Origin of the sequence: Pseudomonas sp. LRP2-20 (assembly GCF_024349685.1) — a bacterium.
Classification (GTDB): domain Bacteria; phylum Pseudomonadota; class Gammaproteobacteria; order Pseudomonadales; family Pseudomonadaceae; genus Aquipseudomonas.
The window spans coordinates 4,735,163-4,761,765 of sequence record NZ_AP025944.1; the positions used below are offsets into that span (position 1 = coordinate 4,735,163).

Genomic DNA, 26,603 nt, shown 5'->3' on the forward strand with positions numbered 1-26,603 from the left:
GCGCCATGCTTGCGGCATAATGCCCGGTCAGGAGAACCACCCCGCCATGCCCGAGCTGCTCAAACAACGCGTCGAAACCTGTTACCAGCAAGCCGAAGCCTTCTTCAAACGCCCCTTCCCACGCCCGGAAATCAGCTTCAAGCTGCGCGGCCAGAAGGCCGGCGTCGCCCACCTGCACGAGAACCTGCTGCGCTTCAACCTGCAACTGTATCGCGAGAACCAGGACGACTTCCTGCGCCAGACCGTGGCCCACGAAGTGGCACACCTGGTGGCCCATCAGTTGTTTGGCGAGCGGATCCAGGCCCATGGCGAGGAATGGCAGCTGATCATGCGCGGGGTGTATGAACTGCCGCCCAATCGCTGCCACAACTATGCAGTGCAGCGGCGGGTGGTAACCCGCTACATCTACCGCTGCCCATGCCCGGAAGGTGATTTCCCCTTCACCGCACAGCGGCACAAGCTGGTGCGCCAGGGGCGGCGCTACCTGTGCCGGCGCTGCCGGGAGATATTGGTATACAGCGGCGAAACCCGCGTCGAATAAAGCGCCAGGCACAAGAAAGGCGACCCGAGGGTCGCCTTCTTTGTTACCGCATCAGGCTCAACGAACCGGGGTTTCTGCGACACCCAGGTCATCGGTAGGAACCGACAATTCCAGCGGCGCGCCACCGGAGGCCAGCTCCGAAGCCAGCTTGTCGTTGTCCATTTCCTTCACCCACTTGGCCACGACCACGGTGGCCACGGCGTTGCCGACCAGGTTGGTCAGTGCGCGGGCTTCAGACATGAAGCGGTCGATACCGAGGATCAGCGCCAGGCCGGCAACCGGCAGGTGGCCGACCGCCGACAGGGTGGCAGCCAGGACGATGAAGCCCGAACCGGTGACGCCGGCAGCGCCTTTGGACGCCACCAGCAGCACCAGCAGCAGGGTGATCTGGTGGGTGATGTCCATGTGGGTGTCGGTGGCCTGGGCGATGAACACCGCAGCCATGGTCAGGTAGATCGAGGTACCGTCGAGGTTGAACGAATAACCGGTCGGGATCACCAGGCCGACGACCGACTTCTTGGCACCCAGGCGCTCCATCTTGGCCAGCATGCGTGGCAGGGCCGATTCCGAGGAAGAAGTGCCCAGCACGATCATCAGCTCTTCACGGATGTAGCGGATCAGCTTGAGGACACTGAAGCCGTGGGCACGGCAGATACCGCCCAGCACCACCAGCACGAACAGCAGGCAGGTGATGTAGAAGCACGCCATCAGGTAGCCCAGCTGCACCAGCGAACCCACGCCGTACTGGCCGATGGTGAAGGCCATGGCGCCGAAGGCACCGACAGGCGCCAGCTTCATGATCATGTTGATGATGTTGAACATCACGTGGGCGAAGCGATCGATCAGGTCCAGCACCGGCTTGCCGTAGCTGCCCAGGCGGTGCAGGGCGAAACCGAAGATCACCGAGAACATCAGCACTTGCAGGATGTCGCCGTTGGCGAAGGCACCTACCACGGTGTTGGGGATGATGTTGAGCAGGAAGCCGACAGTGGTCTGCTGCGCGCCGGCGGCGGCGTAGGCGGCCACGCTGCTGGCGTTCAGGGTGCTGACGTCGATGTGCATGCCAGCGCCCGGCTGAACCACGTTGACGACCACAAGGCCGATGATCAGGGCGATGGTGGAGACGATTTCAAAGTACAGCAGCGCGTAGCCGCCAGTCTTGCCGACCGACTTCATGCTCTGCATGCCGGCGATGCCGCTGACCACGGTACAGAAGATGATGGGCGCGATGACCATCTTGATCAGTTTGACGAAACCATCACCCAAAGGCTTAAGGGCGACGCCGGTCTCGGGGTAGAAGTGGCCGAGCAGGATGCCGATGGTGATGGCGACCAACACCTGGACATACAGGGATTTGTACAGCGGCTGACGTGTCGTCATGGCTCATTTTTCCTCAAGTGTGCCAGCTTCACCCTTCCCAGGGTGTTTGGGCACCTGAATCGCTAACCCTCCTGCACCTGGAGGGATTTGTCGTTGTGTTCGAGCTGCCTGGGCAGGCCTCTGCCAACTGAGGTAGCAAGGGCGATGCCAAAATGCCCATATTGAGTGCAGCGCTAATGTTTACGGGGGTTGAATGCCCAACGACAGGGCAATTTTGCTGAGGAAGGATGGCGGATTTCCGCCCAGTGGCGGGAAATGTACAAGGGATATGGCGGGAATCCGCCCTGTCATTACGCTCCTGTACCGGCCTTTTCGCGGGCAAGCCCGCTCCCACAGGGGCACCTGCAGATGCTGAATCTTGTGGACACCTGTGGGAGCGGGCTTGCCCGCGAAAAGGCCCGGTGCGGGTTACGGATCAATCAAGGTGAAAAATGATGCGGAACGCTGCGCCCCCCAATGGCGAATCCTCCAGGCTCAACCCAGCGCCGTAGCTGTCGACGATATCCTTGACCACCGCCAGCCCGATTCCCTGCCCCGGATGCTGCCGGTCCAGTCGCTCGCCGCGTTCGAGGATCCGCTCGCGCTGGTCGGCCGGCACCCCGGGGCCATCATCCTCGATACACAGCGCCAGCGTGCCGGGCGCCTCCTGCAGGCTCACCCGCACATGCCCCAGGCTCAGCCGGTAGGCGTTTTCCAGCAGATTACCCAATAGCTCCAGCAACGCCCCCTGCTCCACCGGCACTCGCGACTGCGCAAGCACGTCCAGCTCGACTTCGACCTGCTTGTCGCGATAGACCTTGGCCAAGGTACTGCACAAGCTCTCCAGCACCGGCAGCAACAGCACGCTGTGGCGCACCAGGCCGCTCTTGCGCAGGCTGGCGCGCTGCAACTGGTAATCGATCTGCTGGCTCATGCGCTCGATCTGGCTTTGCAGCACCCGTGCCTGCTCGCGTTCGCCAGCACGCTGCTGCATGCTCTCGCCCACCCCCTGCAACACCGCCAGCGGCGTTTTCAGGCTGTGCGCCAGATCGCCCAGCGAATCGCGATAGCGGGTGCGCTGCTCGCGTTCGCTGCTCAGCAGCCGGTTCAGCGAGCGGGTCAGGCGCAGCAGTTCGCGCGGGTGCTCGCCGCTGAGGCCATCACGTGCGCCAGACTCCACCTCATCCAGCTCAAGGCTCAACCGACGCAACGAGCGCAGCCCCCAGGTCAGGCCGGCCCAGAGCAGCGCCAGCAAGGCCAGCAGGGCCGCGCCAAATCCCAGGTAGAGTTTTTCGCGCAGGCCATCGAGGGTGGCCTTGTATTCACTCACCGGCTGCAGCGCCACGATGCTGTAGGCCGCACTCTGGCCGCCGAGCAGCTTGATCTCGACGTCATAGACGAAGAACTCTTCGCCATCGTTCTGATGGATTCGGGCGAACTCGTTGCCGAGCCCGTCGTAGCGCGGGCGGTAATTGATGTGCCGGTCGGCAGTGGCGCGCGAGCGCCAGACCAGATTGCCGTCACGGTCGAAGATGTAACCCAGCAGGCCGGTATACGGCAGGTTGTAGCGTTCGTCCGGCAGCAATTCGGGCATCTGCAGCTGGCCATGTTCGATGCGCGCGGCGGAGATCAGCGTGGTCACGTCAGAGGCCAGGCGCTGCTCGATCGATTCCTTCAGCGCCAGGCTGAAGGCCTTCTGCAAGGCCGGCAGCAGGGCCAGCATGAACAGCAGCGCCAGCACGGCCGCCGCGAGCATCAGGCGCACCCGCAGCGAGCGGATCATCGGCAGCGCTCGGTGAACAGGTAGCCCAGGCCGCGTACCGTGTCGATCGGTTTGAAACCGGTCTCGCCTTCCAGCTTGCGGCGCAGGCGGCCGACCAGCACTTCGATGACATTGGGGTCGCGCTCCTCGTCACCGGGATAGAGCTGTTCCATCAGCCGGTCCTTGGCCACCACCTGCTGGTGATGACGCATGAGGTATTCGAGGATGCGGTACTCGTAGGCAGTCAGCGCCAGCGGCTGCTCCCCCAGGGTCGCCTGCTTGCGGTTGAGGTCCAGGACCAGGGGGCCGGCGGCGATGGTCGACTGGGTGAAACCGCTGGAGCGGCGCAGCAAGGCGTTCAGGCGCGCTTCGAGCTCTTCGAACTGGAACGGCTTGACCAGATAGTCGTCGGCACCGGCGGCCAGGCCTTCGACCTTGTCCTGCCAGTTGCCGCGGGCAGTAAGAATGAGGATGGGGAACGCCTTGCCCTGGCTGCGCAGGCGGCCGATCAGCTCAAGCCCGCTGATGCCGGGCAGGCCAAGGTCGACGATGGCCAGGTCGAAATGAAAGTGTTCGGACTGGTACAGGGCTTCTTCAGCATCAGCCACGGCTTCGACCACATGGCCACTTTCGCCCAGGCGCGTGTGGAGGTGGTGCCGCAGCAGGGCTTCGTCCTCGACCACCAGCAGTTTCATGTAGAACTCCTATTCATGTATTGCCTGTGCTGGCCCGTTCGCGGGTAAACCCGCTCCCACAGCAGTCCCTGTGGGAGCGGGTTTACCCGCGAAGAGGCCAGTACAGGATAACTCGGCTCGCCGGTCAGAACTTGTAGGTTGCGGCCAGGTAAGTTTGGGCACTGCTGGTCAGGCGCAGGGTACCTTCCTTCGGCCCGCCGCTGGCACCCACTTCAGTGGCGGCATTGGTGCGCAGGTAACGGTACCCCAGCTCCATCGAAGCATTATCGGTGATTTCCTGAATCACCCCGGCCTGCAGGCCCACTGCATAACCGTAGTCGGTATCACGGCTGGCCCCTGGCGAATCCTGGGTCAGCTTGGTCATGCCCAGGCTGCCACCGCCGAACAGTTTGGTGGTGTCGCCCACCGGCAGGAACAGGTCGTAGCTGCCAAGCAGGTTTTCCTGGCGCAGCTTGAGGCCGCTGTGGTCGCCAGAAACGTTGTCATACGTCATGTAGTAGCGCCCCTGGTCGTTGACCTTGCCCAGGCGCACGCCCCAGGTATCGTCCTTGCCGATGATGCCGTCGGCGTTCAGGTGGTCGGTGTTGCGCTGCAGCAAGCCAGACTTGCGCACCTTGTCGCTGGTCTGGCCGTAGGTCAGGCTGGCGAAGTTGTCATCGGCGGCCTGGGCGGTGGTCATGCCAGCGGCGCACACGGCCATGGCAGCGAGCAGGGAATTGAAGGTTTTCATGCTGTCATACTCCAGATGAAGGCACTGTTGCGGTCTGGAAGCTAGAGTAAGCAGGGTGCCCTGAACCGCGGCTGAACCTTGACTGAACCTCGGCTGAACGATCTGTTTGCAAAACAAGGAGTAGTGAACATGCGCGCCCTGCTGGCCCTGACCCTGATGTGCAGCGCCGCCCTCGCCCAAGCGGCAGTGCAGACCCGTGAAATTCGTTACCAGGATGCCGACGGCACCGCGCTGATCGGCTACTACGCTTACGACGATGCCGTGAAGGGCGAGCGCCCAGGCGTACTGGTGGTGCACGAATGGTGGGGGCTGAACGACTATGCCAAACGCCGTGCCCGCGACCTTGCCGCGCTGGGCTACAGCGCGCTGGCCATCGACATGTATGGCGATGGCAAGCACACCGAGCATCCACAGGATGCCCAGAAGTTCATGGCCGAGGCGATGAAGGATGCGGCAGCATCGGCCAAGCGCTTCGACGCCGGGCTGGACCTGTTGAAGAAACAGCCCTACACCGACAAACACAAGCTCGGCGCGGTGGGTTACTGCTTCGGTGGCAAGGTGGTGCTCGATGCCGCACGCCGCGGCGCCAGGCTTGATGGCGTGGTGAGCTTCCATGGCGCGCTGGCCACCCAGACACCGGTCACCAAGCCAGGCGTTGTGCGAGCCTACGTGCTGGTCGAACACGGTGCTGCAGACAGCATGGTCACCCCGCAGCAGGTGGACGCATTCAAGAAAGAAATGGACGCGGCCAAGGTCAACTATCAGTTCGTCAGTATTCCCGGGGCCAAGCACGGGTTCACCAACCCGGATGCGGACCGCCTGAGCCATGGCGAACATGGTGGGCCTGACATTGGCTACAACGAGGCGGCAGACAAAAGTTCCTGGGCGGACATGCAGGCGTTCTTCAAGCAAGTGTTCAAGTGACGAACGCCGGGGCTGCTTCGCACCCCATCGCCGGCAAGCGCGGCTCCCACAGGTACTGCATCATGCCCGGGGTCGGTGATTCCCTGTGGGTGCCGCGCTTGCCGGCGATGGGGTGCGAAGCAGCCCCCGGCTCCCACACAGGACTCACGGCTGGCACAATACCCGCCATGAACAGACTCCCCGCCTGCTGCGCCCCACTCCAGCACCACTGGCCCCTGCCCCGCCCGCTGCCCGGTGCGGTGCTGGTCAGTTGTGCCTTCGACCCCGCCCACCTGGACGCCGATGACTTTCAGCGAGCTGGCATCGTGCCCAGCGCCAGCCTGCAGCGCTCGGTGGCCAAACGCCAGGCGGAATACCTGGCCGGGCGGGTCTGCGCCCGTGCTGCGCTGCAGCGCCTGGATGGCCGCGACTACGTTCCCGGCACCCACGAGGACCGCTCGCCGATCTGGCCCCCAGGCATCCATGGCTCGATCACCCATGGCAAAGGCTGGGCTGCGGCTGTGGTGGCAACCGATGGCGCGTGCCGCAGCCTGGGCCTGGATCAGGAAGCGCTGCTCGATGACGCGCGCGCCGAACGGCTGATGGGCGAGATCCTGACGCCCGCCGAACGCGAGCGCCTGGACCGCAGCCAGCTTGGCCTGACAGTCACCCTGACCTTCTCGCTCAAGGAAAGCCTGTTCAAGGCGCTCTACCCACTGACCCGGCAGCGCTTCTATTTCGAGCACGCCGAGGTACTGGCGTGGTCTGCCGATGGCCTGGCGCGCCTGCGCCTGCTCACCGACCTGTCAGCGCAATGGCGAGACGGCGCCGAGGTCGAAGGCCAGTTCTGCCTGCAAGACGGCCACCTGCTCAGCCTGATAAGCGTCTGAGCCCTACTGCGGCGCCTGCTCGCGCGGCCAGTTGAGGCTGAAGCAGGCACCGCCCAGCGCCTCGCTGCGCCCCACCGTAGCGCGGCCAGCGTGCCAATAGATGATCCGCCGCACGATCGACAGGCCCAGGCCATGCCCGCCGGAAGCGCGGGTACGGCTGTCGTCGAGCCGGGTGAAGGGGGTGAAGATGCGATCCCAGACACCTTCCGGGATGCCCGGGCCATCGTCGTCCACATCGATACGGCAACGCTGCTGGCCCAGCTGGTAGCTCAGGCGCACCTCGCTGCCGGCATGGCGCAGGGCGTTGCTCACCAGGTTCTGCAGCGCGCGGTGCAGGTAACGCGGTTCGGCCTCGACCCAGCAGCCATCGTTGCCCTGGCACGCCCCACGCAACAAGCGGACCTTGCTGTTGAGCGGCGCCAGCTCTTCGATCACCCGGTCGAACAAGGCATCCAGCTCGACACGCTGGAACTTCAACGCCGGGGCGCCCTGCTCCAGGCGTGCGTAGGTCAGCATCTCGTCGACCAGCTTGTCCAGGTCCTGGATATCGCCATCCATGCCGGCCAGGTGCTTGGCGCGGGCCTGCTCGGTGGTCGCGCTTTCGATCATCTCCAGGCCAAAGCGCAGGCGTGCCACGGGGGTGCGCAGTTCGTGGGACACCGCGCGCACCAGTTCGCGCTGCATGTTCAGCGAGCGCTGCAGGTGCTCGGCCATGCCATTGAACGCAGCGGCCAGGCGCCCCACCGAATCGGCATCACCGGCCGGCACGCGCGTGTCCAGGCTGCCCTGGGCGATGCGTGTGGCGGCGATTGCCATGCCCGACACGCGCCGCTCCAGCTGGCGCACCAGCAGGTACACCACCAGGCCAATCAGGCACAGGCCGAGGAAGGCGATCAGGATCAGCAACTGCGGCGGATAGGGGTTGAGCTGATACAGCGGGCCAATCTCCAGCACCAGCGGCGAGCCCGGCAGGCCGGCGAACACACGGATCGAATCACCGTCGCCGCCCAGCGCCATCACTGTGTCGCCCTCCTCCACCCGGCGCCGCTGGTCATCGTCCAGGCCGACCCGCTCGATACGCTGCAGGGCGACGCCGAAGCCGAAGCCCTTGCTCTGGGTGATTTCCGCCAGGCGCTGCTGCTGCTCGGTCACCGGGTAGCGCACCAGTTCATCGGCCAGCAGATAAAGCGTGGCACGCGCCAGCTGCTCGCTGATCTGCTTGACCTGGGCCACCAGCAACAGGTCTTCCTGGCCGACCTTGCGCAGCACCTGGGCGGCGTGCGGCCCGGTCTTCTCCACCACCACCAGGCCGCGGTACAGGCGCGCGCGCTGGCCACCCTCCAGCGAGCGGGCCGACATGGGCTGCAACGCCAGCGGCACGCCCAGCAAACGCTCCCACATCAGCAATGAACGCTTGCGCTCGGTGTCGTTCTGCTGCGCCAGGTTGTCAGCCATCAGGCTGAACGTGCCCTGGGCCAGGCGCTCGCGGTGCTGGGCTGCGCGCACTTCGTTGACCAGGTGCAGGCTGAGCACGCCCAGCAGGGCCACCAGCACCAGCACGGCCAGCATGCCGCCGTAGATGCGCAGGAAGATCGAGTGGTTCATGGGGCATCGCCAACGAACAGGTAGCCCTTGCTGCGCAGGGTCTTGATCAGCCGCGGGTGGATCGGGTCGTCGCCGATCTTCGGGCGAATCCTGGAAATGCGCACGTCGATGGAGCGGTCCTGGCCGTCGTAGCCGACCCCGCGCAATGCAGTGAAGATCTGCTCGCGCGACAGCACCCGCCCGGCGTTGCTGGCCAGCAGCCAGAGCAGGTCGAACTCAGCGCCGGTGAGGTCGATCTGCTGCGCGTCGAGCCAGGCTTCGCGCAGTCGGTTGTCGATGCGCAGCGGGCCGAAGGCCAGGTCGTGGCGCTTGCTGTCCGGGCTTTCGCTGCGCCGCAGCAGGGCTTGAATCCGCGCCAGCAGCAAGCGCGGGCGCACCGGCTTGCACACATAGTCGTCGGCCCCCAGGTCCAGGCCCTGGACCTGATCAAGTTCGTCGCTACGGGCCGTCAGCATCAGAATCGGACCGGGGTATTGGCCGCGGACGCGCCGGCAGATGCTCAGGCCATCTTCGCCGGGCAGCATCAGGTCGAGAATCACCAGGTCCGGCTGGCTGTCGATGATGCGCCGGGCGGCCCGGGCGCCATCACCCTCTACGGCGACCTCGTAGCCGTTGGCCTGCAGGTATTCGGCGGTGAGTTCAGCCAGGCGCTGGTCGTCTTCGACGATAAGGATGCGGTTGCTGGGTTGGTCCATGGCCCCTGCCTTTTGCTTGTTGTTTTTCTGTCGGTACCGGCCTTTAACCAAAAGGCAACACCACCCCCGGATACTACGTGCCGTCCCCAGGCACTGCCAACCTGCCTGGCCCAGCCTCGACTGAAGCGATTCTTGTGATAAGGTGCGCCCCCGAAAATTTCTGCCTAGGGCCTGCAGCCCTGTGAAAAATAGTGCAAACCTCTTGGCACAAGGCCTACAGCGAATACCCACTATTCACTCACAAAGTACGCACAACTTATCCACAGGCGATCGCCTTGCAAAGGGCCTGATACCGCATTATCTTGTATCCCCATCGCAACGAACCACTAGATGTTGGGTTTGACCTCCAGTCTCCAACACCAGTCAGCACAGAAATTCAAGCGAAATTTCTGGCAGAACTTTACGTGGTTTCATCAGCCAAACCGCTCCAGCGGAAGCATTGAGAGCAACAGCTTTAGGGGTCAGCCCCTTGAGCATTTGACTTCGGCCAGGGAGCGGCAGGTTATTGCCCCATATTCCTGATCTGTCCCGAAGTCGGTACGCCCGAGCGGGCGGATGCGCGTGCATGCCGCATCCCCGTGAAGGCCATCGAGCAAGCGGACGGAACGGTGGGCGCCCAAAAGGCGCCTGAACACTATAGAAACTGTGGAGACACCCACCCATGCAAACCGACACAACTCGCGAGAACCCGCAGGCCAAGGCGCCGCAGGCCGCCGATTCCAACCAGGATCTGGCCGCCACCGCTCCGGGCCAACTGCGCGTGATCAAGCGCAACGGCACTGTCGTCCCCTACACCGACGACAAGATCACCGTTGCCATCACCAAGGCGTTCCTCGCAGTTGAAGGCGGCACCGCCGCTGCCTCGTCGCGCATCCACGACACCGTCGCGCGCCTGACCGAGCAGGTCACCGCCACGTTCAAGCGTCGCATGCCATCGGGTGGCACCATCCACATCGAAGAAATCCAGGACCAGGTCGAACTGGCCCTGATGCGTGCCGGCGAGCAGAAAGTCGCCCGTGACTACGTGATCTACCGCGAGCAGCGCGCCAAGGAGCGTGCCACCCGTGTCAACACCGAGTCCGTGGTCGAGCCGCACCCGAGCATCCGCATCACCCTGGCCGACGGCAGCCTGGCGCCGCTGGACATGGCGCGCCTGAACACCATCATCAGCGAAGCCTGCGAAGGCCTGGCCGAAGTCGATGGCGAGCTGATCCAGCGCGAAACCCTGAAGAACCTGTACGACGGCGTGGCCATCAAGGACGTCAACACCGCCCTGGTGATGACCGCCCGTACCCTGGTCGAGCGTGAACCGAACTACTCGTTCGTCACCGCCCGCCTGCTGATGGACACCCTGCGCGCCGAAGGCCTGGGCTTCCTCAACGTCGCCGACAGCGCCACCCACCACGAGATGGCCGACCTGTACGCCAAGGCCCTGCCGGCCTACGTCGCCAAAGGTATCGAGTTCGAGCTGCTGAACCCGGCACTGGCCGACTTCGACCTGGAAAAACTGGGCAAGGCGATCAACCACGAGCGCGACCAGCAGTTCACCTACCTGGGCCTGCAGACCCTGTACGACCGTTACTTCATCCACAAGGATGGCGTGCGCTTCGAGCTGCCGCAGGTGTTCTTCATGCGTGTGGCCATGGGCCTGGCGCTGGAAGAGAAAGACAAAGAAGCCCGTGCGATCGAGTTCTACAACCTGCTCTCGTCGTTCGACTACATGGCGTCGACCCCGACCCTGTTCAACGCCGGTACCCTGCGTCCGCAGCTGTCGAGCTGCTACCTGACCACCGTGCCGGATGACCTGTCGGGCATCTACCACGCGATCCACGACAACGCCATGCTGTCGAAATTCGCCGGTGGCCTGGGCAACGACTGGACCCCTGTGCGCGCACTGGGCTCTTACATCAAGGGCACCAACGGCAAGTCCCAGGGCGTGGTACCGTTCCTGAAAGTGGTCAACGACACCGCCGTAGCCGTGAACCAGGGTGGCAAGCGCAAAGGCGCCGTGTGTGCCTACCTGGAAACCTGGCACCTTGACATCGAAGAATTCATCGAGCTGCGCAAGAACACCGGTGATGACCGTCGTCGTACCCACGACATGAACACCGCCAACTGGATCCCTGACCTGTTCATGAAGCGCGTCTTCGATGACGGCAAGTGGACCCTGTTCTCGCCATCGGAAGTGCCTGATCTGCACGACCTGACCGGCAAGGCCTTCGAAGAGCGTTACGAGTACTACGAAGCCCTGACCGAGTACAACAAGATCAAGGTGTTCAAGACCATCCAGGCCAAAGACCTGTGGCGCAAGATGCTGTCGATGCTGTTCGAGACCGGCCACCCATGGCTGACCTTCAAGGACCCGTGCAACCTGCGTTCGCCGCAGCAGCACGTGGGCGTGGTCCACAGCTCGAACCTGTGCACCGAGATCACCCTGAACACCAACAAGGACGAGATCGCGGTCTGCAACCTGGGCTCGATCAACCTGCCGAACCACATCGTCGATGGCAAGCTGGACACCGCCAAGCTGCAACGCACCGTGAACACCGCCGTGCGCATGCTCGACAACGTGATCGACATCAACTACTACTCGGTGCCGCAAGCGCGTAACTCGAACTTCAAGCACCGCCCGGTCGGCCTCGGCATCATGGGCTTCCAGGACGCGCTGTACCTGCAGCACATCCCGTACGGCTCCGACGCTGCCGTCGAGTTCGCCGACAAGTCGATGGAAGCGGTCAGCTACTACGCGATCCAGGCTTCCTGCGACCTGGCCGACGAGCGCGGCGCCTACGAGACCTTCCAGGGTTCGCTGTGGTCCAAGGGCATCCTGCCGCTGGATTCGCAACAGATCCTGATCGAAGCCCGTGGCCAGAAGTACATCGACGTCAACCTGGAAGAGTCGCTGGACTGGGCGCCGGTCCGTGCCCGCGTGCAGAAAGGCATTCGTAACTCGAACATCATGGCCATCGCGCCAACCGCGACCATCGCCAACATCACTGGCGTGTCGCAGTCGATCGAGCCGACCTACCAGAACCTGTACGTGAAATCGAACCTGTCGGGCGAGTTCACCGTGATCAACCCGTACCTGGTCCGCGACCTGAAGGCCCGCGGCCTGTGGGACTCGGTGATGATCAACGACCTGAAGTACTACGACGGTTCGGTGCAGCAGATCGAGCGCATTCCGCAAGAGCTGAAAGACCTGTACGCCACCGCGTTCGAAGTCGAGACCAAGTGGATCGTCGACGCCGCCTCCCGTCGCCAGAAGTGGATCGACCAGGCGCAGTCGCTGAACCTGTACATCGCCGGCGCTTCGGGCAAGAAACTGGACGTGACCTACCGCATGGCCTGGTACCGTGGTCTGAAGACCACCTACTACCTCCGTGCCCTGGCCGCGACCAGCACCGAGAAGTCGACCATCAACACCGGCAAGCTCAACGCCGTTTCCAGCGGCGGCGACAGCGCCCCGGTCCAGGCAGCGGGCCCAGCGCCAGTGCCGAAGGCCTGCGCGATCGACGAGCCGGATTGCGAAGCCTGCCAGTAAGGCTTGGCTGAGGCTTCCCCCGGGAAGCCTCTTTTCCGTGTAGCCACACGGAACCCTGTGGCAGCGGGTTTACCCGCGAAGAGGCCGGCACTGCCGCGTCCTGCCCCACAGCCAAACACAATAGGCCCGGGCGCCAATGCCCAGGTCAGCCCTTACAGGGCATTCAGATTTGCGTGCACTGCTGTACCCCATCCGGGGCCAAAGCAACGCAACCAAGATCCACCGGCCATACTTCACAGATGGCCCTCAAGCAGGAGAATCTCACCATGCTGAGCTGGGACGAATTCGATAAAGAAGACGGCGAAGTCGCCGCCAAAGGCAACACCCCTGCGCAGGCCACTGCCGCCGCCACCCTCGACAAGCTCGACAGCGCCGGCGGTGCCGCCGCCCTGGAAGCCCGCGCCGCCACTGCCGCCGATTCCGACGCGGTGAAGCGCGCCAAGGCCGCCCTCGACGCCCTCGACATCGCCGAAGGCCTGGCCGAGCTGGAAGGCTCCTCGGCCCGTGTCGCCGTTGACGAGAAGCGCATGATCAACTGCCGCGCCGACCTCAACCAGCTGGTACCGTTCAAGTACGACTGGGCCTGGCAGAAGTACCTCGACGGCTGCGCCAACCACTGGATGCCGCAAGAGGTCAACATGACCGCGGACATCGCCCTGTGGAAGAGCATGGACGGCCTGACCGAAGACGAGCGCCGCATCGTCATGCGCAACCTCGGCTTCTTCTCCACCGCCGACTCGCTGGTTGCCAACAACCTGGCCCTGGCCGTGTACCGCCTGATCACCAACCCGGAGTGCCGCCAGTACATCCTGCGCCAGGCCTTCGAAGAGGCGATCCACACCCACGCCTACCAGTACTGCATCGAGTCGCTGGGCATGGATGAAGGCGAGATCTTCAACATGTACCACGAGATCCCGTCGGTCGCGAAGAAAGCCGCCTGGGGCCTGAAGTACACCCGCGCCATCTCCGACCCGGAATTCAACACCGGTACCGTCGAGACCGACAAAGAGCTGCTGCGCAACCTGATCGCCTACTACTGCGTGCTGGAAGGCATCTTCTTCTACTGCGGCTTCACCCAGATCCTGTCCATGGGCCGCCGCAACAAGATGACCGGCGTTGCCGAGCAGTTCCAGTACATCCTGCGTGACGAGTCGATGCACCTGAACTTCGGTATCGACGTGATCAACCAGATCAAGATCGAGAACCCGCACCTGTGGGACGCGGCGATGAAGGAAGAAGCGACCCAGATGATCCTGCAAGGGACCCAGCTGGAGATCGAATACGCCCGTGACACCATGCCACGCGGCGTACTGGGCATGAACGCAGCAATGATGGAGGACTACCTCAAGTTCATCGCCAACCGTCGCCTGACCCAGATCGGCCTGAAGGAAGAGTACCCGGGGACTACCAACCCGTTCCCATGGATGAGCGAGATCATGGACTTGAAGAAGGAGAAGAACTTCTTCGAGACGCGCGTGATCGAGTATCAGACTGGCGGTGCGCTGAGCTGGGATTGATTGTCCGGGCTGAACATCGAGAAGGCTGCCGAATGGCAGCCTTTTTTATGCCTGTCCGAATTGAAAACAGGATGTGTCCTACAGCGTCCTGCATTGCCTGTGCCCGGGCATCGCGATAACGTTCTCCAACGCTTAAGAACGCTCACATAGCGGAATCCCGTTCCCGTCAGAAACGGCTCTCCCACATCAGGATGGCCAAGCATGAACAGTGTTTATACCCCTACCCTCTTTACCCGCCACAATCGCCCCCCCACACCCTCTGGCTCGAATCCCAGGCCTGGTTCTGCGCCCACGAACTCGGTCGGCTGAGCGCTCGCTTCTTCGACGAGCACTGCATCCGCAAGCTCGACCCGGACCAGTACCGCAACGTGCAGCTGCTGCGCTACGGGCAGTATCAGGAGACCACGATGGTCAGCGAGTCCGGGGCCTTTACCTTGCTGGCGCATCACCATGTTCCGGAGAACCGCCATCTGCGCTGGTGGCTGACCCATGAGGTGGTGGCGGTGCTGCGTGATGGGCAGGTGGATGGAGAAGCGGATACACCGCGGCTGGGGCAGATGTGCTGGCCTGGAGGGCGGACGGCGACGTTGTTGTATTGGCAGAGTGAGCCGTGGGTGAGGATGCGGGATATGCCGGTGGTGATGGCGGCTGAAGACGCAGAGATGGCGCCGCTGGTGAAGCGCAGGATGAACTGGCGGGAGTGTGCTCAGCGGGCACTCAGGCTACACGGGGTCAAGCTGGGCTGCGCAGATCTTGTAGGAGCGGGCTTGCCCCGCGAACACCGGCACAGCCGGTGCCAGGCACCGCGTCGCTTGCTTCGCGGGACAAGCCCGCTCCCACAGGGTTTGCATATCGCCCAGAGCATAGATATGCCTGGACTGGCTTCATCGCTGGCAGGGCAAGCTCCTACAGTGACCGCCAGAGGCTGAGCAGACGAGCATCCTATGGGAATGTGCTTACCCGCGAACACTGGCGGAGCCAGTGCCATGCACCGCGCTACCTGATGTGAGGATTTGGGTAATGCATAGCCCTAAGACACCCAGAAGACAGTGAATCATAAGAGCTGCTATAGTAGTTTTTATATCACATAAGCACTGCTATAGCAGGCCTTAATATGAATGTTTTTCCCTTGGCATGCGCCGACAGGCTAATGAAAATAGGGCTTCTCGCCAAAACAAGGCGCCTTGAACGAAAAATTCGCCAGAAAGACCTTGCCGCTCAGTCCGGATTGTCCATCACCACGCTTGCCAAAATCGAGGCAGGAACGCCGACTGTGGAGATGCGCAGCTACATGATCGCGCTGTGGCACCTGGGCTTGCTCGACGAGGTTTTCCAGGACGTGCCGATGTCTTCCCCGGCCTCCTTCGCCACTGAGCACAGGGTACGCCTTAAGAACGTGACCGAGGATGATTTCTGATGACGGTGATCTACCTCTACATGCAGATGCCAGACTCGCTGGAGGTTTCCACCATTGGGCGGTTGAGCGTGGAGAACAATGTCGGCGAATTTGTTTACAACCCAACCCATGTCGAAGCTGGGGGTTGGGTACCTGATGCCTCGCGCTACCCACTTCGAACGCAGCCGTATAAACGCATCACCAAGAACCGGGGCATACCTGGATTCATCCGGGATGCGGCTCCTGATGGCTGGGGTGAGCGCCTGGTTGCGCGAGAGCACGGTGATCAGAAGGATGCCGTTGGTTTTATTCTGAAGTCTCCAAACCATGATCGTACGGGGAACCTCATGGCTGGCGCTGGCCGCAAGCCACCTGCCGGTATCGGCCAGGCTGGACTGGGCAAGATCACCCAACTGGAAGCCTTCATACAATTTGCAGACGGTGTGCAAGGTGGATTTCCACGCGATACCGACAGCGCGACAAAAGCAACGCTGCAGCAGCGCTCGTCACTGGGCGGTGCTCGCCCCAAATGCACACTGATCAATGAAGACCGGCTGCTGCTGGCCAAGCCAAGGGACCGCCACGATGCCTACGATGTGCCGGCGCTTGAACATGCCTGCATGACATTCGCAGCAAGCAAAGGCATGAACGTGGCGCGTGTGCACTTGCACCGTGGTCGGGTAAACACGTTGCTGGTCGAACGCTTCGACCGAGTGCCCGCTGACGACGGACATTTCTACCGCATCCCCATGTTGAGCGGTTTGACATTACTCGACAGTGACTGGAACAACCCGCTGGGCTGGGCGCACGAGTGGCACTATGGATTGCTCGTAGACGAAATGAACCGCCGAGGTGTGCCGCTGAATGATCTCCAGGAGCTGTTCAAGCGCATCTGTTTCAACATTCTGGTCGGCAACGATGATGACCATCCCAAGAACGTGGCCGTAATTTACCTGAATGGCAGATGGCGGCTGTCACCCATGTACGACGTTCTGCCGACCACCGAAGGGGATGCACCTACCAGCCTCGCCATGGGCGTCGGAAGTTTCGGAAAGGAACTGTCGCGGCGCAATTTGCTGAGCCAGGTTGGCCACTATGGCCTTTCTCACACCCAGGCAGAATCCATCATTGATGAAGTGGCTGGATGGGAAGCTGAATTAGCGGCGCACTATCGACAGCATCTCCAACGTGCTGAGCTTGAGCTGGCATTAGCCGCCATCGGCGCTGACAAGCTGCGCATCTGAGTCAGGGTCATTGGTCGTTCGATACGCTTGCGCCCGTTGCGTAGGGTGGCGAAGCGTTTCTGACCCGGCGGGATTCTTTCGAACCTAGAGGTCTTCCAGCTGAACCCGAATGCGCTGCGGGGACGCCAGTCGCTCTGTCAAAGTCGCAATGAGGTCTTGTTTTGGTACAGCATGATCGACAGGCAGTGAAGCTTTACAGGACGCCGGTATCGCCTGTGGCGCCTGGCGCATGCGCTTGGTTTTAGACATATCAGGACTACCAGCTTCCGCAAGAGGCTTTGAGGGCAAGCTCGATTGGAGCTGTCCTCAATACATAAAACAAGAGACCTCGCCCACGCCGACAGGAGGGGTACGGCACACTCGGTTGCCATGTGCCGGGACTGGACATGCCAGTCTACGTGGTCGAGAGCGAGGCCGTTGATGAGTAAAAAAATGCGTCTCGAAAAATGCCAATCAAGCTGATCTGTTCTTCAGCGGGCTACCAGCTTCACATGATCGATCGCAGAGGGAGCCTTGCGCCCTTTTCGCGACACAAGCCCGCTCCTACACGGTCACCTGTATCTGTTCGGCCTCTAGCAGGTTGTGCAACGTATTGAGGAACAGGTCGAAGCTGATGATGCCGGTGGCCACGGTCGACAGCACGGTCTGACCGTTTTCGTCCTTGATCACCACCAATTCGGTCCACTGGCTCAGATCAACGTTACGCAGGCTGCTCAGCGCGACTTTGCGGCCATCAACTTCGAGGGCGTCGCGGGTGATGGTCAGCGGTTTGGTGGCGACATTGAAGAAATCGCCGCTCATGCGCTTGCCCCACACTTGCGACGTTTCAAGGTAGTTGAACTGCACCGCACCGCCGTTCTCCAGCGTGGCGAACACCGCTGGCAAGCGTTCGTTCAGGTACTGCTCACGCACCTGCTCGAGGAACACGTACAGCTTTTGCAGGTGTGGGTTGACCCGGCGGAAGGGTTCGCTGGCGTTGCGGCGGTACGCGAGATTGTTGATCAGGCCGGCAATCGCGGTCTGGCCCGAGGCGAACAGGTAAAAGTCGCCCATCTCGCTGAAAGGCACATAGTCGCGCTGGTCGCCGATGATCTGGCAAATGCCTTTCTCGTACACCTCATAACGCGCAATGCGCAGTTTCTTCTGCCACAGGGCCAGGGCGAACATCACCACGCCGAGCACCGCCAGCAAGGCGATGGTGGAGTAGAAAAGGTTTTTCGGGCCGTTGAAATTCAGGGAACTGTCAACACTCAGGTAGCCAACGAAGGCAGCCAGGCCGAGGAAAATACTGCCCAGGATGAGCATGCAGATGATCAGCGACTTGCCGTAGCCATAACTGCCCAACAGCTTGCCGGTGGACGCAGGTGGGGTGGATTGCATGGTGGAGCCTCCTTGCTTGGGAAATGAAACGTCATGCTTCTGCTGGCGATGAGACATGACTTGTTTCAATTTGTTCAGCGCGAAAGCTATTAACTGGTTTTTCAGCCAAATGCACCAATGGGCCTACCGTCATACTATGACCTTTAATTTACCTGACTCCTTGATTTAGAGCCCTCGCCGCTGATTTTTCACTTGACGGCGCGAATTTATTGCGCCGCCCAGCGTTGACAGTTGATTTTGAGCTTGATACAAAACGCCGCAGTTGTACGACAACACATAACAAAAACAACATCAGCGGACCCATCCCATGTCGAAAATCTGCCAGACAACCCTCCCCTTTGCGCTGCTTGGCGCCAGCCTGCTCGGCAGCATGCCAGGGACCAGCCTCGCCCAAGGCTTCGTCGAAGACAGCAAGGCCGTGCTGGGCCTGCGCAATTTCTACATCAACCGTAATTTCACCAACCCCAGCAACCCACAGAGCAAGGCTGAGGAATGGACCCAGAGCTTCATTCTCGATGCCCGTTCCGGCTTCACCGAGGGGCCGGTGGGGTTTGGTGCCGATGTGCTGGGGCTATGGTCGGTGAAGCTCGATGGCGGTGGCGGCACCTATGGCACGGGGCTGTTGCCACGCCATGACGATGGGCGGCCGGCGGATGACTACGGCCGCCTGGCGGTGGCGGGCAAGGCGCGCATCTCCAAGACCGAACTGAAGATCGGCGAGTGGATGCCGGTGCTGCCGATCCTGCGTTCGGACGATGGCCGCTCGCTGCCGCAGACCTTCCGCGGTGGCCAGGTGACCTCCAACGAAATCGCCGGGCTGACCCTGTACGGTGGCCAGTTCCGCGGCAACAGCCCACGCAACGACGCGAGCATGGAAGACATGAGTTACGGCGGCGGCCTGTCGGACCGTTTCAACTTTGTCGGAGGCGAATACAAGTTCAACCAGGATCGGACCCTGGTCGGGCTGTGGAACGCGGTGCTCAAGGATGTCTACGAACAGCAGTACCTGCAGCTGAGCCACAGCCAGCCGCTGGGCGACTGGACCCTCGGCGCCAACCTGGGCTACTTCCACGGCGGCGAGGACGGCTCGGAACGCGCCGGCAAGCTGGACAACAAGACCTATTCGGGAATGTTCTCGGCCAAGTATGGCGGCAATACCTTCTGGGTCGGCCTGCAGAAAGTCGATGGCGATACCTGGATGCGGGTCAACGGCACCAGCGGCGGGACCTTGGCCAACGACAGTTACAACTCCAGCTTCGACAACGCCAACGAGCGCTCGTGGCAAGTGCGCCATGACTTCAACTTCGTGACGCTCGGGGTGCCGGGGCTGACCCTGATGAACCGCTATATCAGTGGCCGCGATGTCCACACCGGGGCGGTGACCGATGGCAAGGAGTGGGTGCGTGAATCGGAGCTGGCGTATGTGATCCAGAGCGGGCCGTTCAAGGACCTGAGCGTGAAGTGGCGCAACTCGACCATTCGCCGGGACTACAGCAACAACGAGTTCGATGAGAACCGGTTGATCTTCAACTATCCGCTTTCGCTGCTGTAATCGGGGCCGCCTTGCGGCCCTTCGCGGGCAAGCCCGCTCCCACAAGATCAGCAGCGCTGCTAATCCCTGTGGGAGCGGGCTTGCCCGCGAAGAGGCCCGAGAAACCCCGCAAGCAGCATTGACAACCGCGGAAAGCGCTGCCGATAATCAGCATAGTCATACGACAACTTACAACAATCACAAGTAGAGCCGCCATGACCATCACCCCCTTCAAGCGCCTGCTGCTCACCGGAGCCGCAGGCGGCCTGGGCAAGGTGCTTCGCCAACGCCTCAACGGCTACACCGAAGTCCTGCGCCTTTCCGACATCGCCCCGATGGCACCCGCCACCGGCCCCCATGAAGAAGTCATCCCCTGCGACCTCGCTGACAAGGCGGCGGTCCATGCCCTGGTCGAAGGCGTCGACGCCATCGTCCACTTCGGCGGCGTCTCCACCGAGCACGCGTTCGAGGACATCCTCGGCCCCAACATCTGCGGCGTGTTCCACATCTACGAAGCCGCGCGCCAGCACGGGGTCAAACGCATCATCTTCGCCAGCTCCAACCATGTGATCGGTTTCTACCGCCAGGACCAGCGGATCGACGCCCATGCGCCGCGCCGGCCCGACAGCTACTACGGCCTGTCCAAGTGCTACGGCGAGGATGTCGCCAGCTTCTACTTCGACCGCTACGGCATCGAGACCGTCAGCATTCGCATTGGCTCCTCGTTCGATGAACCGCAGAACCTGCGCATGCTCAGCACCTGGCTGAGCTACGACGACCTGACCCAGCTGATCGAACGCGGCCTGTTCACTGCCGACGTCGGCCACACCGTGGTCTACGGCGCGTCCAACAACCGTACTGTCTGGTGGGACAACCGCTACGCCGAACACCTGGGCTACCAGCCCAAGGACAGCTCGGAAGTATTCCGCGCTGCGGTGGAGGCCAAGCCGACACCCGCCGCCGACGACCCGAGCATGGTCTACCAAGGTGGCGCCTTCGTCGCTGCTGGCCCATTCAGCTGATCCCGCCCTGCCAGGAGGCTCCAGCATGCACTGCGAACTGATCGTCGACGCCCGCAACGGTACGGGTGAAAGCCCGGTGTGGCACCCCAGCGAACAGGCCCTGTACTGGGTCGACATCCCGGCCCGCCAGCTGCACCGCTGGCAGGACGGCACCCATCAGGTCTGGCAGGGCGAGCAGATGCTCGCCTGCATCGCCCGCACCGAACGGGGTTGGGTCGCTGGCATGGAAAGCGGCATCTTCCAGCTGCAGGCCCAGGCCGACGGCAGCCTCGACAGCCGCCTGTTCGCGGCAGTCGAACACCCACAACAGGGCATGCGCTTCAATGATGGCCGCTGCGACCGCCAAGGCCGTTTCTGGGCCGGCAGCATGCTCATGGACATGCAGCAAGGCGCCCATGTCGGCGCGCTGTACCGGGTCGATGGCGAGGGCCAGCTGCACCAGCAGCTCAAGGACATGATCGTGCCCAACGGCCTGGCCTTCAGCCCTGACGGCACACGCATGTACCTGTCCGACTCGCACCCCAACGTGCAGAAGATCTGGCGCTTCGACTACGACATCGACAGCGGCACCCCGCACAACCAGCGGCTGTTCGTCGACATGCGTGCCTTCCCCGGCCGCCCCGACGGCGCCGCCATCGATGCCGACGGCTGCTACTGGATCTGCGGCAACGACGCCGGGCAGATCCACCGTTTCACCCCCGACGGGCGCCTCGACCGCTCGCTCAGCGTGCCGGTGAAGAAACCGGCGATGTGCGCCTTCGGTGGCAGCAACCTCGACACATTGTTCGTCACCTCGATCCGCCCTGCAGGCTGCGACCTCAGCGACCAGCCCCTGGCCGGTGGCGTGTTTGCCCTGCGCCCCGGTGTCCAGGGCCTGGAGGAGCCTGCCTGGCGCGGCTGAACGCGACCTGCACAACACCGCAACACCCAACACTCACGCGCGAAACCAGATAATAAAAACCACGGAGTTTCACCATGACCTTCAAACGCAAGCTGCTTCTTGCCGTACTCCCATTCGCCTTCAGCCTGTCGATGCCGGCCTCGGCACTCGACATCAAGTTCGCCGAGATCCACCCGGCCGGCTACCCGACCGTGGTCGCCGAACAGAACATGGGCAAGAAGCTCGAACAGGCCAGCAATGGCGAAATCACCTTCAAGATGTTCGCCGGCGGCGTGCTGGGCTCGGAGAAGGAAGTGATCGAACAGGCGCAGATCGGTGCGGTGCAGATGACCCGCGTCAGCCTGGGCATCGTCGGCCCGGTGGTGCCGGACGTGAACGTGTTCAACATGCCGTTCGTGTTCCGTGACCATGAGCACATGCGCAAGATCATCGACGGCGACATCGGCCAGGAGATCCTCGACAAGATCACCAACTCCGAATTCAACCTGGTGGCGCTGGCGTGGATGGATGGCGGCTCGCGCAGCCTCTACACCAAGAAGCCGGTACGCAGCCTCGAAGACCTCAAGGGCATGAAGATTCGCGTACAGGGCAACCCGCTGTTCATCGACATGATGAACGCCATGGGCGGCAACGGCATCGCCATGGACACCGGCGAAATCTTCAGCGCCCTGCAGACCGGGGTAATCGACGGCGCCGAGAACAACCCGCCGACCCTGCTCGAACACAACCACTACCAGAGCGCCAAGTACTTCACCCTGACCAATCACCTGATCCTGCCGGAGCCGGTGGTGATGTCCAAGACCACCTGGAACAAGCTCACCCCCGAGCAGCAGGTGCTGGTGAAGAAGGTCGCCCGTGAAGCGCAGATGGAGGAACGCGCGCTGTGGGACGCCAAGTCCGCCGCCAGCGAAGAGAAGCTCAAAGCCGCCGGCGTCGAGTTCATCGCCGTCGACACCAAGCCGTTCTACGACGCCACCGCCCCGGTGCGCGAGAAGTACGGCGCGCAGTACGCCGACCTGATGAAACGTATCGACGCGGTCCAGTAACCCCGGCCCTTTTCCAAGATGACCTCGGCAGTGCGACGCCCGTCGCCCTGCCGCTTTGGTGATGCCTATGAAACTGCTTTTCCTGAGCGTCAACGACACGCTGTACCGCGCCTGCATCTGGGTCGCCGGCCTGTCGATCCTGGCCATGTCGCTGATCATCCCGTGGGGCATCTTTGCCCGCTACGTGCTCGGCACCGGCTCCAGCTGGCCGGAGCCCGTGTCGATCCTGCTGATGGTGCTGTTCACCTTCATCGGCGCCGCCGCCAGCTACCGCGCCGGCGCGCACATGGCGGTGGCGATGATCACCGACCGGCTGCCGGACCCTGTGCGCCGGCTGGTGGCGGTGTTCACGCAACTGTTGATGGTAGGGGTGTGCGTGTTCATGACCTGGTACGGCTACAAGCTGTGCGTGACCACCTGGAACCAGTACATGGCCTCGCTGCCCAGCGTGCGGGTGGGCATGAGCTATGCACCGATCCCGGTCGGCGGCGTGCTGACGCTGATCTTCGTGCTGGAAAAACTCCTGCTGGGCGATCAGAGCCAGCGCAAGGTGGTGCGGTTCGACCTGGTGGAAGAAAACGAGGGGGCGGCGTAAATGGATGCGTTCATACTGTTGGGCAGTTTCATTGCGCTGATCCTGCTGGGCATGCCGGTGGCCTATGCCCTGGGCCTGTCGGCGCTGATCGGCGCCTGGTACATCGACATCCCGCTGCAGGCGATGATGATCCAGGTGGCCAGCGGGGTTAACAAGTTCTCGCTGCTGGCGATTCCGTTCTTCGTTCTCGCCGGCGCGATCATGGCCGAGGGTGGCATGTCGCGGCGCCTGGTGGCGTTCGCCGGGGTGCTGGTGGGCTTCGTGCGCGGCGGGCTGTCGCTGGTCAACATCACTGCGTCGACCTTCTTCGGCGCCATCTCCGGCTCGTCGGTGGCCGACACCGCGTCGGTAGGCTCGGTGCTGATACCGGAAATGGAACGCAAGGGCTACCCGCGCGAATTCTCCACCGCAGTGACCGTCAGCGGCTCGGTGCAGGCATTGCTGACCCCGCCCAGTCACAACTCGGTGCTGTACTCGCTGGCGGCCGGCGGCACGGTGTCGATCGCTTCGCTGTTCATGGCCGGGGTCATGCCCGGGCTGCTGCTGAGCGCGGTGATGATGGGCCTGTGCCTGATCTTCGCCAAGAAACGCAACTACCCCAAGGGCGAGGTGATCCCGCTGCGCCAGGCGTTGAAGATTGCCGGTGAGGCACTGTGGGGCCTGATGGCCATGGTGATCATCCTCGGCGGCATTCTGTCCGGCGTGTTCACCGCCACCGAATCGGCGGCCGTGGCGGTGGTGTGGTCGTTCTTCGTGACCATGTTCATCTACCGCGACTACAAGTGGCGCGACCTGCCCAAGCTGATGCACCGCACGGTGCGGACCATTTCGATCGTGATGATCCTGATCGGCTTCGCCGCCAGCTTCGGCTACGTGATGACCCTGATGCAGATCCCGTCGAAGATCACCACGGCGTTCCTGACCCTGTCGGACAACCGTTACGTGATCCTGATGTGCATCAACTTCATGCTCCTGCTGCTGGGCACGGTGATGGACATGGCCCCGCTGATCCTGATCCTCACGCCGATCCTGCTGCCGGTGATTACCGGTATCGGCGTCGACCCGGTGCACTTCGGCATGATCATGCTGGTCAACCTGGGGATCGGGCTGATCACGCCGCCAGTGGGTGCGGTGCTGTTCGTCGGCTCAGCGATTGGCAAAGTCAGCATCGAGGCCACGGTGAAGGCGCTGCTGCCGTTCTACCTGGCGCTGTTCCTGGTGCTGATGGCGGTGACCTACATTCCGGCCATTTCCCTGTGGTTGCCGAGCGTGGTCTTGTAATCGCAACGGGGGCCGCTTTGCGGCCCATCGCAGGCAAGCTCCCACAGGGACCGCGCCATGCTGAGGGCTTGCGCCCCCCCTGTGGGAGCTGGCTTGCCTGCGATGGGCTGCGCAGCAGCCCCAGGTTCTCTCAGCAAACGGATCCTGCACATGGCTGCCCCCTCTTCTGCTGCAACCTTCTTCCCGCGCAAGCTGGCCATCGCCCTGCTCGCCCTGCTGGCCTGTTCGTTCGCCGGCAACCACATTGCCGCACGCATCGCCTTCGACGACGACACCGGCGTGCTGCTGGCCATCCTCTGCCGCTCGGGCATCACCTTCCTGGCGCTGGCCAGCCTGGTGCTGTGGCAGCGCCAGCCGCTGGGCCTGCCAGCCGGCACACGGCGCTGGCAACTGCTGCTGGGCCTGCTGATCGCCACCCAGAGCCTGTGCCTGTATTCGGCAGTGGCGCGCATTCCGGTGGCCCTGGCGCTACTGGTAGGCAACACCTTCCCCATGCTCCTGGCACTGCTCACCTGGGCGCTGGGCGGTGCCCGCCCGAGCGGGCGTACGCTGCTGTTCATGGGGCTGATCCTGTGTGGCCTGGTACTGGCGCTGGATGTACCGGCACGGCTGACCGACGGTAGCGACGCCAACCCGCACTGGGCCTTGGGCGTGGGCCTGGCGTTCTGCGCCGCCTGTGTGTTCGCCTGCGCCCTGTGGATCACCGACCACAAGCTGGCCGCCGTGCGCGGCCCGGTACGCAGCCTGCTGACCTTGCTGATCGTGTTCGCCAGCATGCTGGTCGCGGGCATCAGCGGCGTGATGCCTGCCGGTTTGTCGTTGCCGGGCAGCGCCAGCGGCTGGATGGCGCTGGCCAGCCTGGTGGTGTTGTATGGCGTGGCCTTCACCTTGCTGTTCGTCTGCGTGCCGAAACTGAACATGGCGCAGAACGCGCCGGTGATGAACGTCGAACCCATCGCCACCTTGCTGCTGGGCTGGGCGTTGCTCGACCAGCAACTCAGTGGCTCGCAATTGATTGGCGGCGCCGTGGTGGTGTGCGGCATCGTCCTGCTGACCTACCGGAGGCCCTGATGAGCGTCCCCCTGCTGCACCTGCAAGACCGCCTGACCCGCCTGAGCATCGCCCCCGCGCTGGGCGCCAGCCTGGCCAACTGGCAGGCCAGAGCCACCGGCCAGGCGCTGCTGCGCCCTGCCGACGAGGCCGCCCTGGCCAGTGGCAACCCACGACGCCTGGGCTGCTACCCGCTGGCACCGTGGTCCAACCGCATCGCCCAGGGTGGCTTCCTGCGCCCTGACGGCTGGCTGGCCCTGGCACCCAACACCGGGCATGACCCTTACCCGATCCACGGCAGCGCCTGGCAGCAGGCCTGGCAGGTGGAGCACCACAGCGAGCGCCGTGCCCGCTTGAGCCTCGATAGCACTGTGCCGTTCGCCTACCGGGCGACGCTCGATGTTCACCTGCACGAGGGCTGCCTGCACATCGATCTGCACGTGACGCACCTGGATTTGGCCGCCACGTGGTACGGGCTGGGGCTGCATCCCTACTTTCCGCGCCATGGCGATACGCGATTGCATGCACAGGCGAGCAGCGTATGGCTGGCCGAGCATGGCGCGTTGCCGTCCCGGCAAGCTGAGCCACCTGATCACTGGAACTTCGCCAGCGCGCGGACGCTGCCGACTACGGTGGTCGACCATGCCTTCAGCGGATGGCCCGGCACCTGCGTGATCGAACAACCGGGCGCGGGGTATCGGCTGGTGTGCAGCGCCAGCGGGGCCGAGCATTTTCTGTTGTTCTGCCCGCATGAGCAGCCGTTCTTCTGTTTCGAGCCGGTGAGCCACCCGATCAATGCGCATCACTTGCCAGGGCGACCGGGATTGCGATTGTTGGAAGAGGGAGAATCAACCAGCCTGGGATTCAGGATGCACTATCAGCCATTGTGACTGCTTGAAATCGAGGCCGCTGTGCGGCC

Annotated in this window: 24 protein-coding genes; 16 read left to right on the plus strand and 8 right to left on the minus strand. The window is 62.9% G+C overall.

From position 1 onward, the window contains the following. The first annotated feature begins 46 nt into the window (after positions 1 to 46). A complete protein-coding gene (locus tag OCX61_RS21235) occupies positions 47 to 541 on the plus strand; it encodes a SprT family zinc-dependent metalloprotease (RefSeq protein ID WP_261941246.1) in 495 nt (164 codons plus the stop codon). A gap of 57 nt (positions 542 to 598) precedes the next feature. On the opposite strand, the gene OCX61_RS21240 is transcribed toward OCX61_RS21235, so the two are convergent. From OCX61_RS21240 to OCX61_RS21255, 4 genes are all read right to left on the minus strand, one after another. Further along, positions 599 to 1,921 carry a dicarboxylate/amino acid:cation symporter gene (locus OCX61_RS21240; protein WP_261941247.1) on the minus strand — a complete coding sequence of 441 codons (1,323 nt, stop codon included), beginning with the start codon at positions 1,919 to 1,921 and terminating at the stop codon, positions 599 to 601. 415 nt (positions 1,922 to 2,336) lie between these two features. Further along, positions 2,337 to 3,683, minus strand: coding sequence for an ATP-binding protein (locus OCX61_RS21245; RefSeq protein WP_261941248.1), 1,347 nt, complete (start codon positions 3,681 to 3,683; stop codon positions 2,337 to 2,339). After that, the gene (locus OCX61_RS21250; RefSeq protein ID WP_261941249.1) at positions 3,680 to 4,357 is read right to left on the minus strand and encodes a response regulator; all 678 of its coding nucleotides are present in this window, start codon (positions 4,355 to 4,357) and stop codon (positions 3,680 to 3,682) included. Before OCX61_RS21250 ends, OCX61_RS21245 begins: the two co-directional genes overlap by 4 nt. Before the next feature lie 124 nt (positions 4,358 to 4,481). After that, complete coding sequence (locus tag OCX61_RS21255) at positions 4,482 to 5,087, minus strand: porin family protein (RefSeq protein ID WP_261941250.1); 606 nt, start codon at positions 5,085 to 5,087, stop codon at positions 4,482 to 4,484. A gap of 129 nt (positions 5,088 to 5,216) precedes the next feature. Between OCX61_RS21255 and OCX61_RS21260 the strand changes: the two genes are divergently transcribed. Next, complete coding sequence (locus OCX61_RS21260) at positions 5,217 to 6,011, plus strand: dienelactone hydrolase family protein (protein ID WP_261941251.1); 795 nt, start codon at positions 5,217 to 5,219, stop codon at positions 6,009 to 6,011. Here the strand turns inward: OCX61_RS21260 and OCX61_RS21265 are convergent. Beyond that, positions 6,004 to 6,159, minus strand: coding sequence for a hypothetical protein (locus tag OCX61_RS21265; protein ID WP_261941252.1), 156 nt, complete (start codon positions 6,157 to 6,159; stop codon positions 6,004 to 6,006). The genes OCX61_RS21260 and OCX61_RS21265 overlap by 8 nt on opposite strands. A gap of 19 nt (positions 6,160 to 6,178) precedes the next feature. Between OCX61_RS21265 and OCX61_RS21270 the strand changes: the two genes are divergently transcribed. After that, on the plus strand, positions 6,179 to 6,880 hold the full coding sequence (locus tag OCX61_RS21270) for a 4'-phosphopantetheinyl transferase family protein (RefSeq protein ID WP_261941253.1): 702 nt from the start codon (positions 6,179 to 6,181) through the stop codon (positions 6,878 to 6,880). Positions 6,881 to 6,883: 3 nt separating this feature from the next. Here OCX61_RS21270 and OCX61_RS21275 read toward each other — a convergent pair whose 3' ends face one another. Both OCX61_RS21275 and OCX61_RS21280 read right to left on the minus strand, forming a co-directional pair. Continuing rightward, complete coding sequence (locus OCX61_RS21275) at positions 6,884 to 8,485, minus strand: ATP-binding protein (protein ID WP_261941254.1); 1,602 nt, start codon at positions 8,483 to 8,485, stop codon at positions 6,884 to 6,886. Continuing rightward, the gene (locus OCX61_RS21280) at positions 8,482 to 9,180 is read right to left on the minus strand and encodes a response regulator (protein WP_261941255.1); all 699 of its coding nucleotides are present in this window, start codon (positions 9,178 to 9,180) and stop codon (positions 8,482 to 8,484) included. The genes OCX61_RS21275 and OCX61_RS21280 overlap by 4 nt, the downstream gene beginning before the upstream one ends. A 661-nt stretch (positions 9,181 to 9,841) precedes the next feature. On the opposite strand from OCX61_RS21280, the gene OCX61_RS21285 reads away from it, so the two are divergent. The 5 genes from OCX61_RS21285 to OCX61_RS21305 all read left to right on the plus strand — a co-directional run bounded on the left by OCX61_RS21285 (position 9,842) and on the right by OCX61_RS21305 (position 16,878). After that, a complete protein-coding gene (locus OCX61_RS21285) occupies positions 9,842 to 12,721 on the plus strand; it encodes a ribonucleoside-diphosphate reductase subunit alpha (protein ID WP_261941256.1) in 2,880 nt (959 codons plus the stop codon). Between the two features lie 266 nt (positions 12,722 to 12,987). Beyond that, complete coding sequence (locus OCX61_RS21290; protein ID WP_027918055.1) at positions 12,988 to 14,238, plus strand: ribonucleotide-diphosphate reductase subunit beta; 1,251 nt, start codon at positions 12,988 to 12,990, stop codon at positions 14,236 to 14,238. A gap of 191 nt (positions 14,239 to 14,429) precedes the next feature. After that, positions 14,430 to 15,167 carry a BRO-N domain-containing protein gene (locus OCX61_RS21295; RefSeq protein ID WP_261941257.1) on the plus strand — a complete coding sequence of 246 codons (738 nt, stop codon included), beginning with the start codon at positions 14,430 to 14,432 and terminating at the stop codon, positions 15,165 to 15,167. A 185-nt stretch (positions 15,168 to 15,352) separates the two neighbouring features. After that, positions 15,353 to 15,655 (plus strand): helix-turn-helix domain-containing protein, encoded by a 303-nt coding sequence (locus OCX61_RS21300; RefSeq protein ID WP_261941258.1) that lies wholly within the window; start codon positions 15,353 to 15,355, stop codon positions 15,653 to 15,655. Next, complete coding sequence (locus tag OCX61_RS21305) at positions 15,655 to 16,878, plus strand: type II toxin-antitoxin system HipA family toxin (RefSeq protein ID WP_261941259.1); 1,224 nt, start codon at positions 15,655 to 15,657, stop codon at positions 16,876 to 16,878. The genes OCX61_RS21300 and OCX61_RS21305 overlap by 1 nt, the downstream gene beginning before the upstream one ends. Positions 16,879 to 17,421: 543 nt before the next feature. Here OCX61_RS21305 and OCX61_RS21310 read toward each other — a convergent pair. Continuing rightward, a complete protein-coding gene (locus OCX61_RS21310; RefSeq protein WP_261941260.1) occupies positions 17,422 to 18,258 on the minus strand; it encodes a hypothetical protein in 837 nt (278 codons plus the stop codon). 307 nt (positions 18,259 to 18,565) lie between these two features. On the opposite strand from OCX61_RS21310, the gene OCX61_RS21315 reads away from it, so the two are divergent. The 8 genes from OCX61_RS21315 (at position 18,566) to OCX61_RS21350 (ending at position 26,574) form a co-directional block, all read left to right on the plus strand. Then, positions 18,566 to 19,810 carry an OprD family porin gene (locus OCX61_RS21315; RefSeq protein ID WP_261941261.1) on the plus strand — a complete coding sequence of 415 codons (1,245 nt, stop codon included), beginning with the start codon at positions 18,566 to 18,568 and terminating at the stop codon, positions 19,808 to 19,810. A 194-nt stretch (positions 19,811 to 20,004) separates the two neighbouring features. Continuing rightward, positions 20,005 to 20,811: an NAD-dependent epimerase/dehydratase family protein gene (locus tag OCX61_RS21320; protein WP_261941262.1), complete on the plus strand. Its 807-nt coding sequence runs from the start codon at positions 20,005 to 20,007 to the stop codon at positions 20,809 to 20,811. Positions 20,812 to 20,836: 25 nt separating this feature from the next. Next, the gene (locus tag OCX61_RS21325) at positions 20,837 to 21,712 is read left to right on the plus strand and encodes a glucurono-1,5-lactonase (RefSeq protein ID WP_261941263.1); all 876 of its coding nucleotides are present in this window, start codon (positions 20,837 to 20,839) and stop codon (positions 21,710 to 21,712) included. 74 nt (positions 21,713 to 21,786) lie between these two features. Further along, a complete protein-coding gene (locus tag OCX61_RS21330) occupies positions 21,787 to 22,758 on the plus strand; it encodes a TRAP transporter substrate-binding protein (RefSeq protein WP_261941264.1) in 972 nt (323 codons plus the stop codon). Positions 22,759 to 22,825: 67 nt separating this feature from the next. Then, positions 22,826 to 23,353: a TRAP transporter small permease gene (locus OCX61_RS21335; RefSeq protein WP_261941265.1), complete on the plus strand. Its 528-nt coding sequence runs from the start codon at positions 22,826 to 22,828 to the stop codon at positions 23,351 to 23,353. Continuing rightward, entirely contained in the window at positions 23,354 to 24,634 is a 1,281-nt protein-coding gene (locus tag OCX61_RS21340; protein WP_254481126.1) for a TRAP transporter large permease, read from the plus strand. It begins immediately after the preceding gene. Between the two features lie 150 nt (positions 24,635 to 24,784). Beyond that, a complete protein-coding gene (locus tag OCX61_RS21345) occupies positions 24,785 to 25,705 on the plus strand; it encodes an EamA family transporter (RefSeq protein WP_261941266.1) in 921 nt (306 codons plus the stop codon). After that, on the plus strand, positions 25,705 to 26,574 hold the full coding sequence (locus OCX61_RS21350; protein ID WP_261941267.1) for an aldose 1-epimerase: 870 nt from the start codon (positions 25,705 to 25,707) through the stop codon (positions 26,572 to 26,574). Before OCX61_RS21345 ends, OCX61_RS21350 begins: the two co-directional genes overlap by 1 nt. Positions 26,575 to 26,603: the final 29 nt, after the last annotated feature.

What these genes read in the sequence shown, in the direction of transcription:
- OCX61_RS21235 (WP_261941246.1), top strand. Translation starts at nt 47, where the DNA reads ATGCCCGAGCTGCTCAAACAACGCGTCGAAACCTGTTACCAGCAAGCC.
- OCX61_RS21280 (WP_261941255.1), bottom strand. Translation starts at nt 9,180, where the DNA reads ATGGACCAACCCAGCAACCGCATCCTTATCGTCGAAGACGACCAGCGC.
- OCX61_RS21330 (WP_261941264.1), top strand. Translation starts at nt 21,787, where the DNA reads ATGACCTTCAAACGCAAGCTGCTTCTTGCCGTACTCCCATTCGCCTTC.
- OCX61_RS21320 (WP_261941262.1), top strand. Translation starts at nt 20,005, where the DNA reads ATGACCATCACCCCCTTCAAGCGCCTGCTGCTCACCGGAGCCGCAGGC.
- OCX61_RS21245 (WP_261941248.1), bottom strand. Translation starts at nt 3,683, where the DNA reads ATGATCCGCTCGCTGCGGGTGCGCCTGATGCTCGCGGCGGCCGTGCTG.
- OCX61_RS21295 (WP_261941257.1), top strand. Translation starts at nt 14,430, where the DNA reads ATGGCCAAGCATGAACAGTGTTTATACCCCTACCCTCTTTACCCGCCA.
- OCX61_RS21290 (WP_027918055.1), top strand. Translation starts at nt 12,988, where the DNA reads ATGCTGAGCTGGGACGAATTCGATAAAGAAGACGGCGAAGTCGCCGCC.
- OCX61_RS21255 (WP_261941250.1), bottom strand. Translation starts at nt 5,087, where the DNA reads ATGAAAACCTTCAATTCCCTGCTCGCTGCCATGGCCGTGTGCGCCGCT.
- OCX61_RS21325 (WP_261941263.1), top strand. Translation starts at nt 20,837, where the DNA reads ATGCACTGCGAACTGATCGTCGACGCCCGCAACGGTACGGGTGAAAGC.
- OCX61_RS21275 (WP_261941254.1), bottom strand. Translation starts at nt 8,485, where the DNA reads ATGAACCACTCGATCTTCCTGCGCATCTACGGCGGCATGCTGGCCGTG.
- OCX61_RS21315 (WP_261941261.1), top strand. Translation starts at nt 18,566, where the DNA reads ATGTCGAAAATCTGCCAGACAACCCTCCCCTTTGCGCTGCTTGGCGCC.
- OCX61_RS21240 (WP_261941247.1), bottom strand. Translation starts at nt 1,921, where the DNA reads ATGACGACACGTCAGCCGCTGTACAAATCCCTGTATGTCCAGGTGTTG.
- OCX61_RS21305 (WP_261941259.1), top strand. Translation starts at nt 15,655, where the DNA reads ATGACGGTGATCTACCTCTACATGCAGATGCCAGACTCGCTGGAGGTT.
- OCX61_RS21285 (WP_261941256.1), top strand. Translation starts at nt 9,842, where the DNA reads ATGCAAACCGACACAACTCGCGAGAACCCGCAGGCCAAGGCGCCGCAG.
- OCX61_RS21350 (WP_261941267.1), top strand. Translation starts at nt 25,705, where the DNA reads ATGAGCGTCCCCCTGCTGCACCTGCAAGACCGCCTGACCCGCCTGAGC.
- OCX61_RS21270 (WP_261941253.1), top strand. Translation starts at nt 6,179, where the DNA reads ATGAACAGACTCCCCGCCTGCTGCGCCCCACTCCAGCACCACTGGCCC.
- OCX61_RS21250 (WP_261941249.1), bottom strand. Translation starts at nt 4,357, where the DNA reads ATGAAACTGCTGGTGGTCGAGGACGAAGCCCTGCTGCGGCACCACCTC.
- OCX61_RS21260 (WP_261941251.1), top strand. Translation starts at nt 5,217, where the DNA reads ATGCGCGCCCTGCTGGCCCTGACCCTGATGTGCAGCGCCGCCCTCGCC.
- OCX61_RS21340 (WP_254481126.1), top strand. Translation starts at nt 23,354, where the DNA reads ATGGATGCGTTCATACTGTTGGGCAGTTTCATTGCGCTGATCCTGCTG.
- OCX61_RS21335 (WP_261941265.1), top strand. Translation starts at nt 22,826, where the DNA reads ATGAAACTGCTTTTCCTGAGCGTCAACGACACGCTGTACCGCGCCTGC.
- OCX61_RS21345 (WP_261941266.1), top strand. Translation starts at nt 24,785, where the DNA reads ATGGCTGCCCCCTCTTCTGCTGCAACCTTCTTCCCGCGCAAGCTGGCC.
- OCX61_RS21300 (WP_261941258.1), top strand. Translation starts at nt 15,353, where the DNA reads ATGAATGTTTTTCCCTTGGCATGCGCCGACAGGCTAATGAAAATAGGG.
- OCX61_RS21310 (WP_261941260.1), bottom strand. Translation starts at nt 18,258, where the DNA reads ATGCAATCCACCCCACCTGCGTCCACCGGCAAGCTGTTGGGCAGTTAT.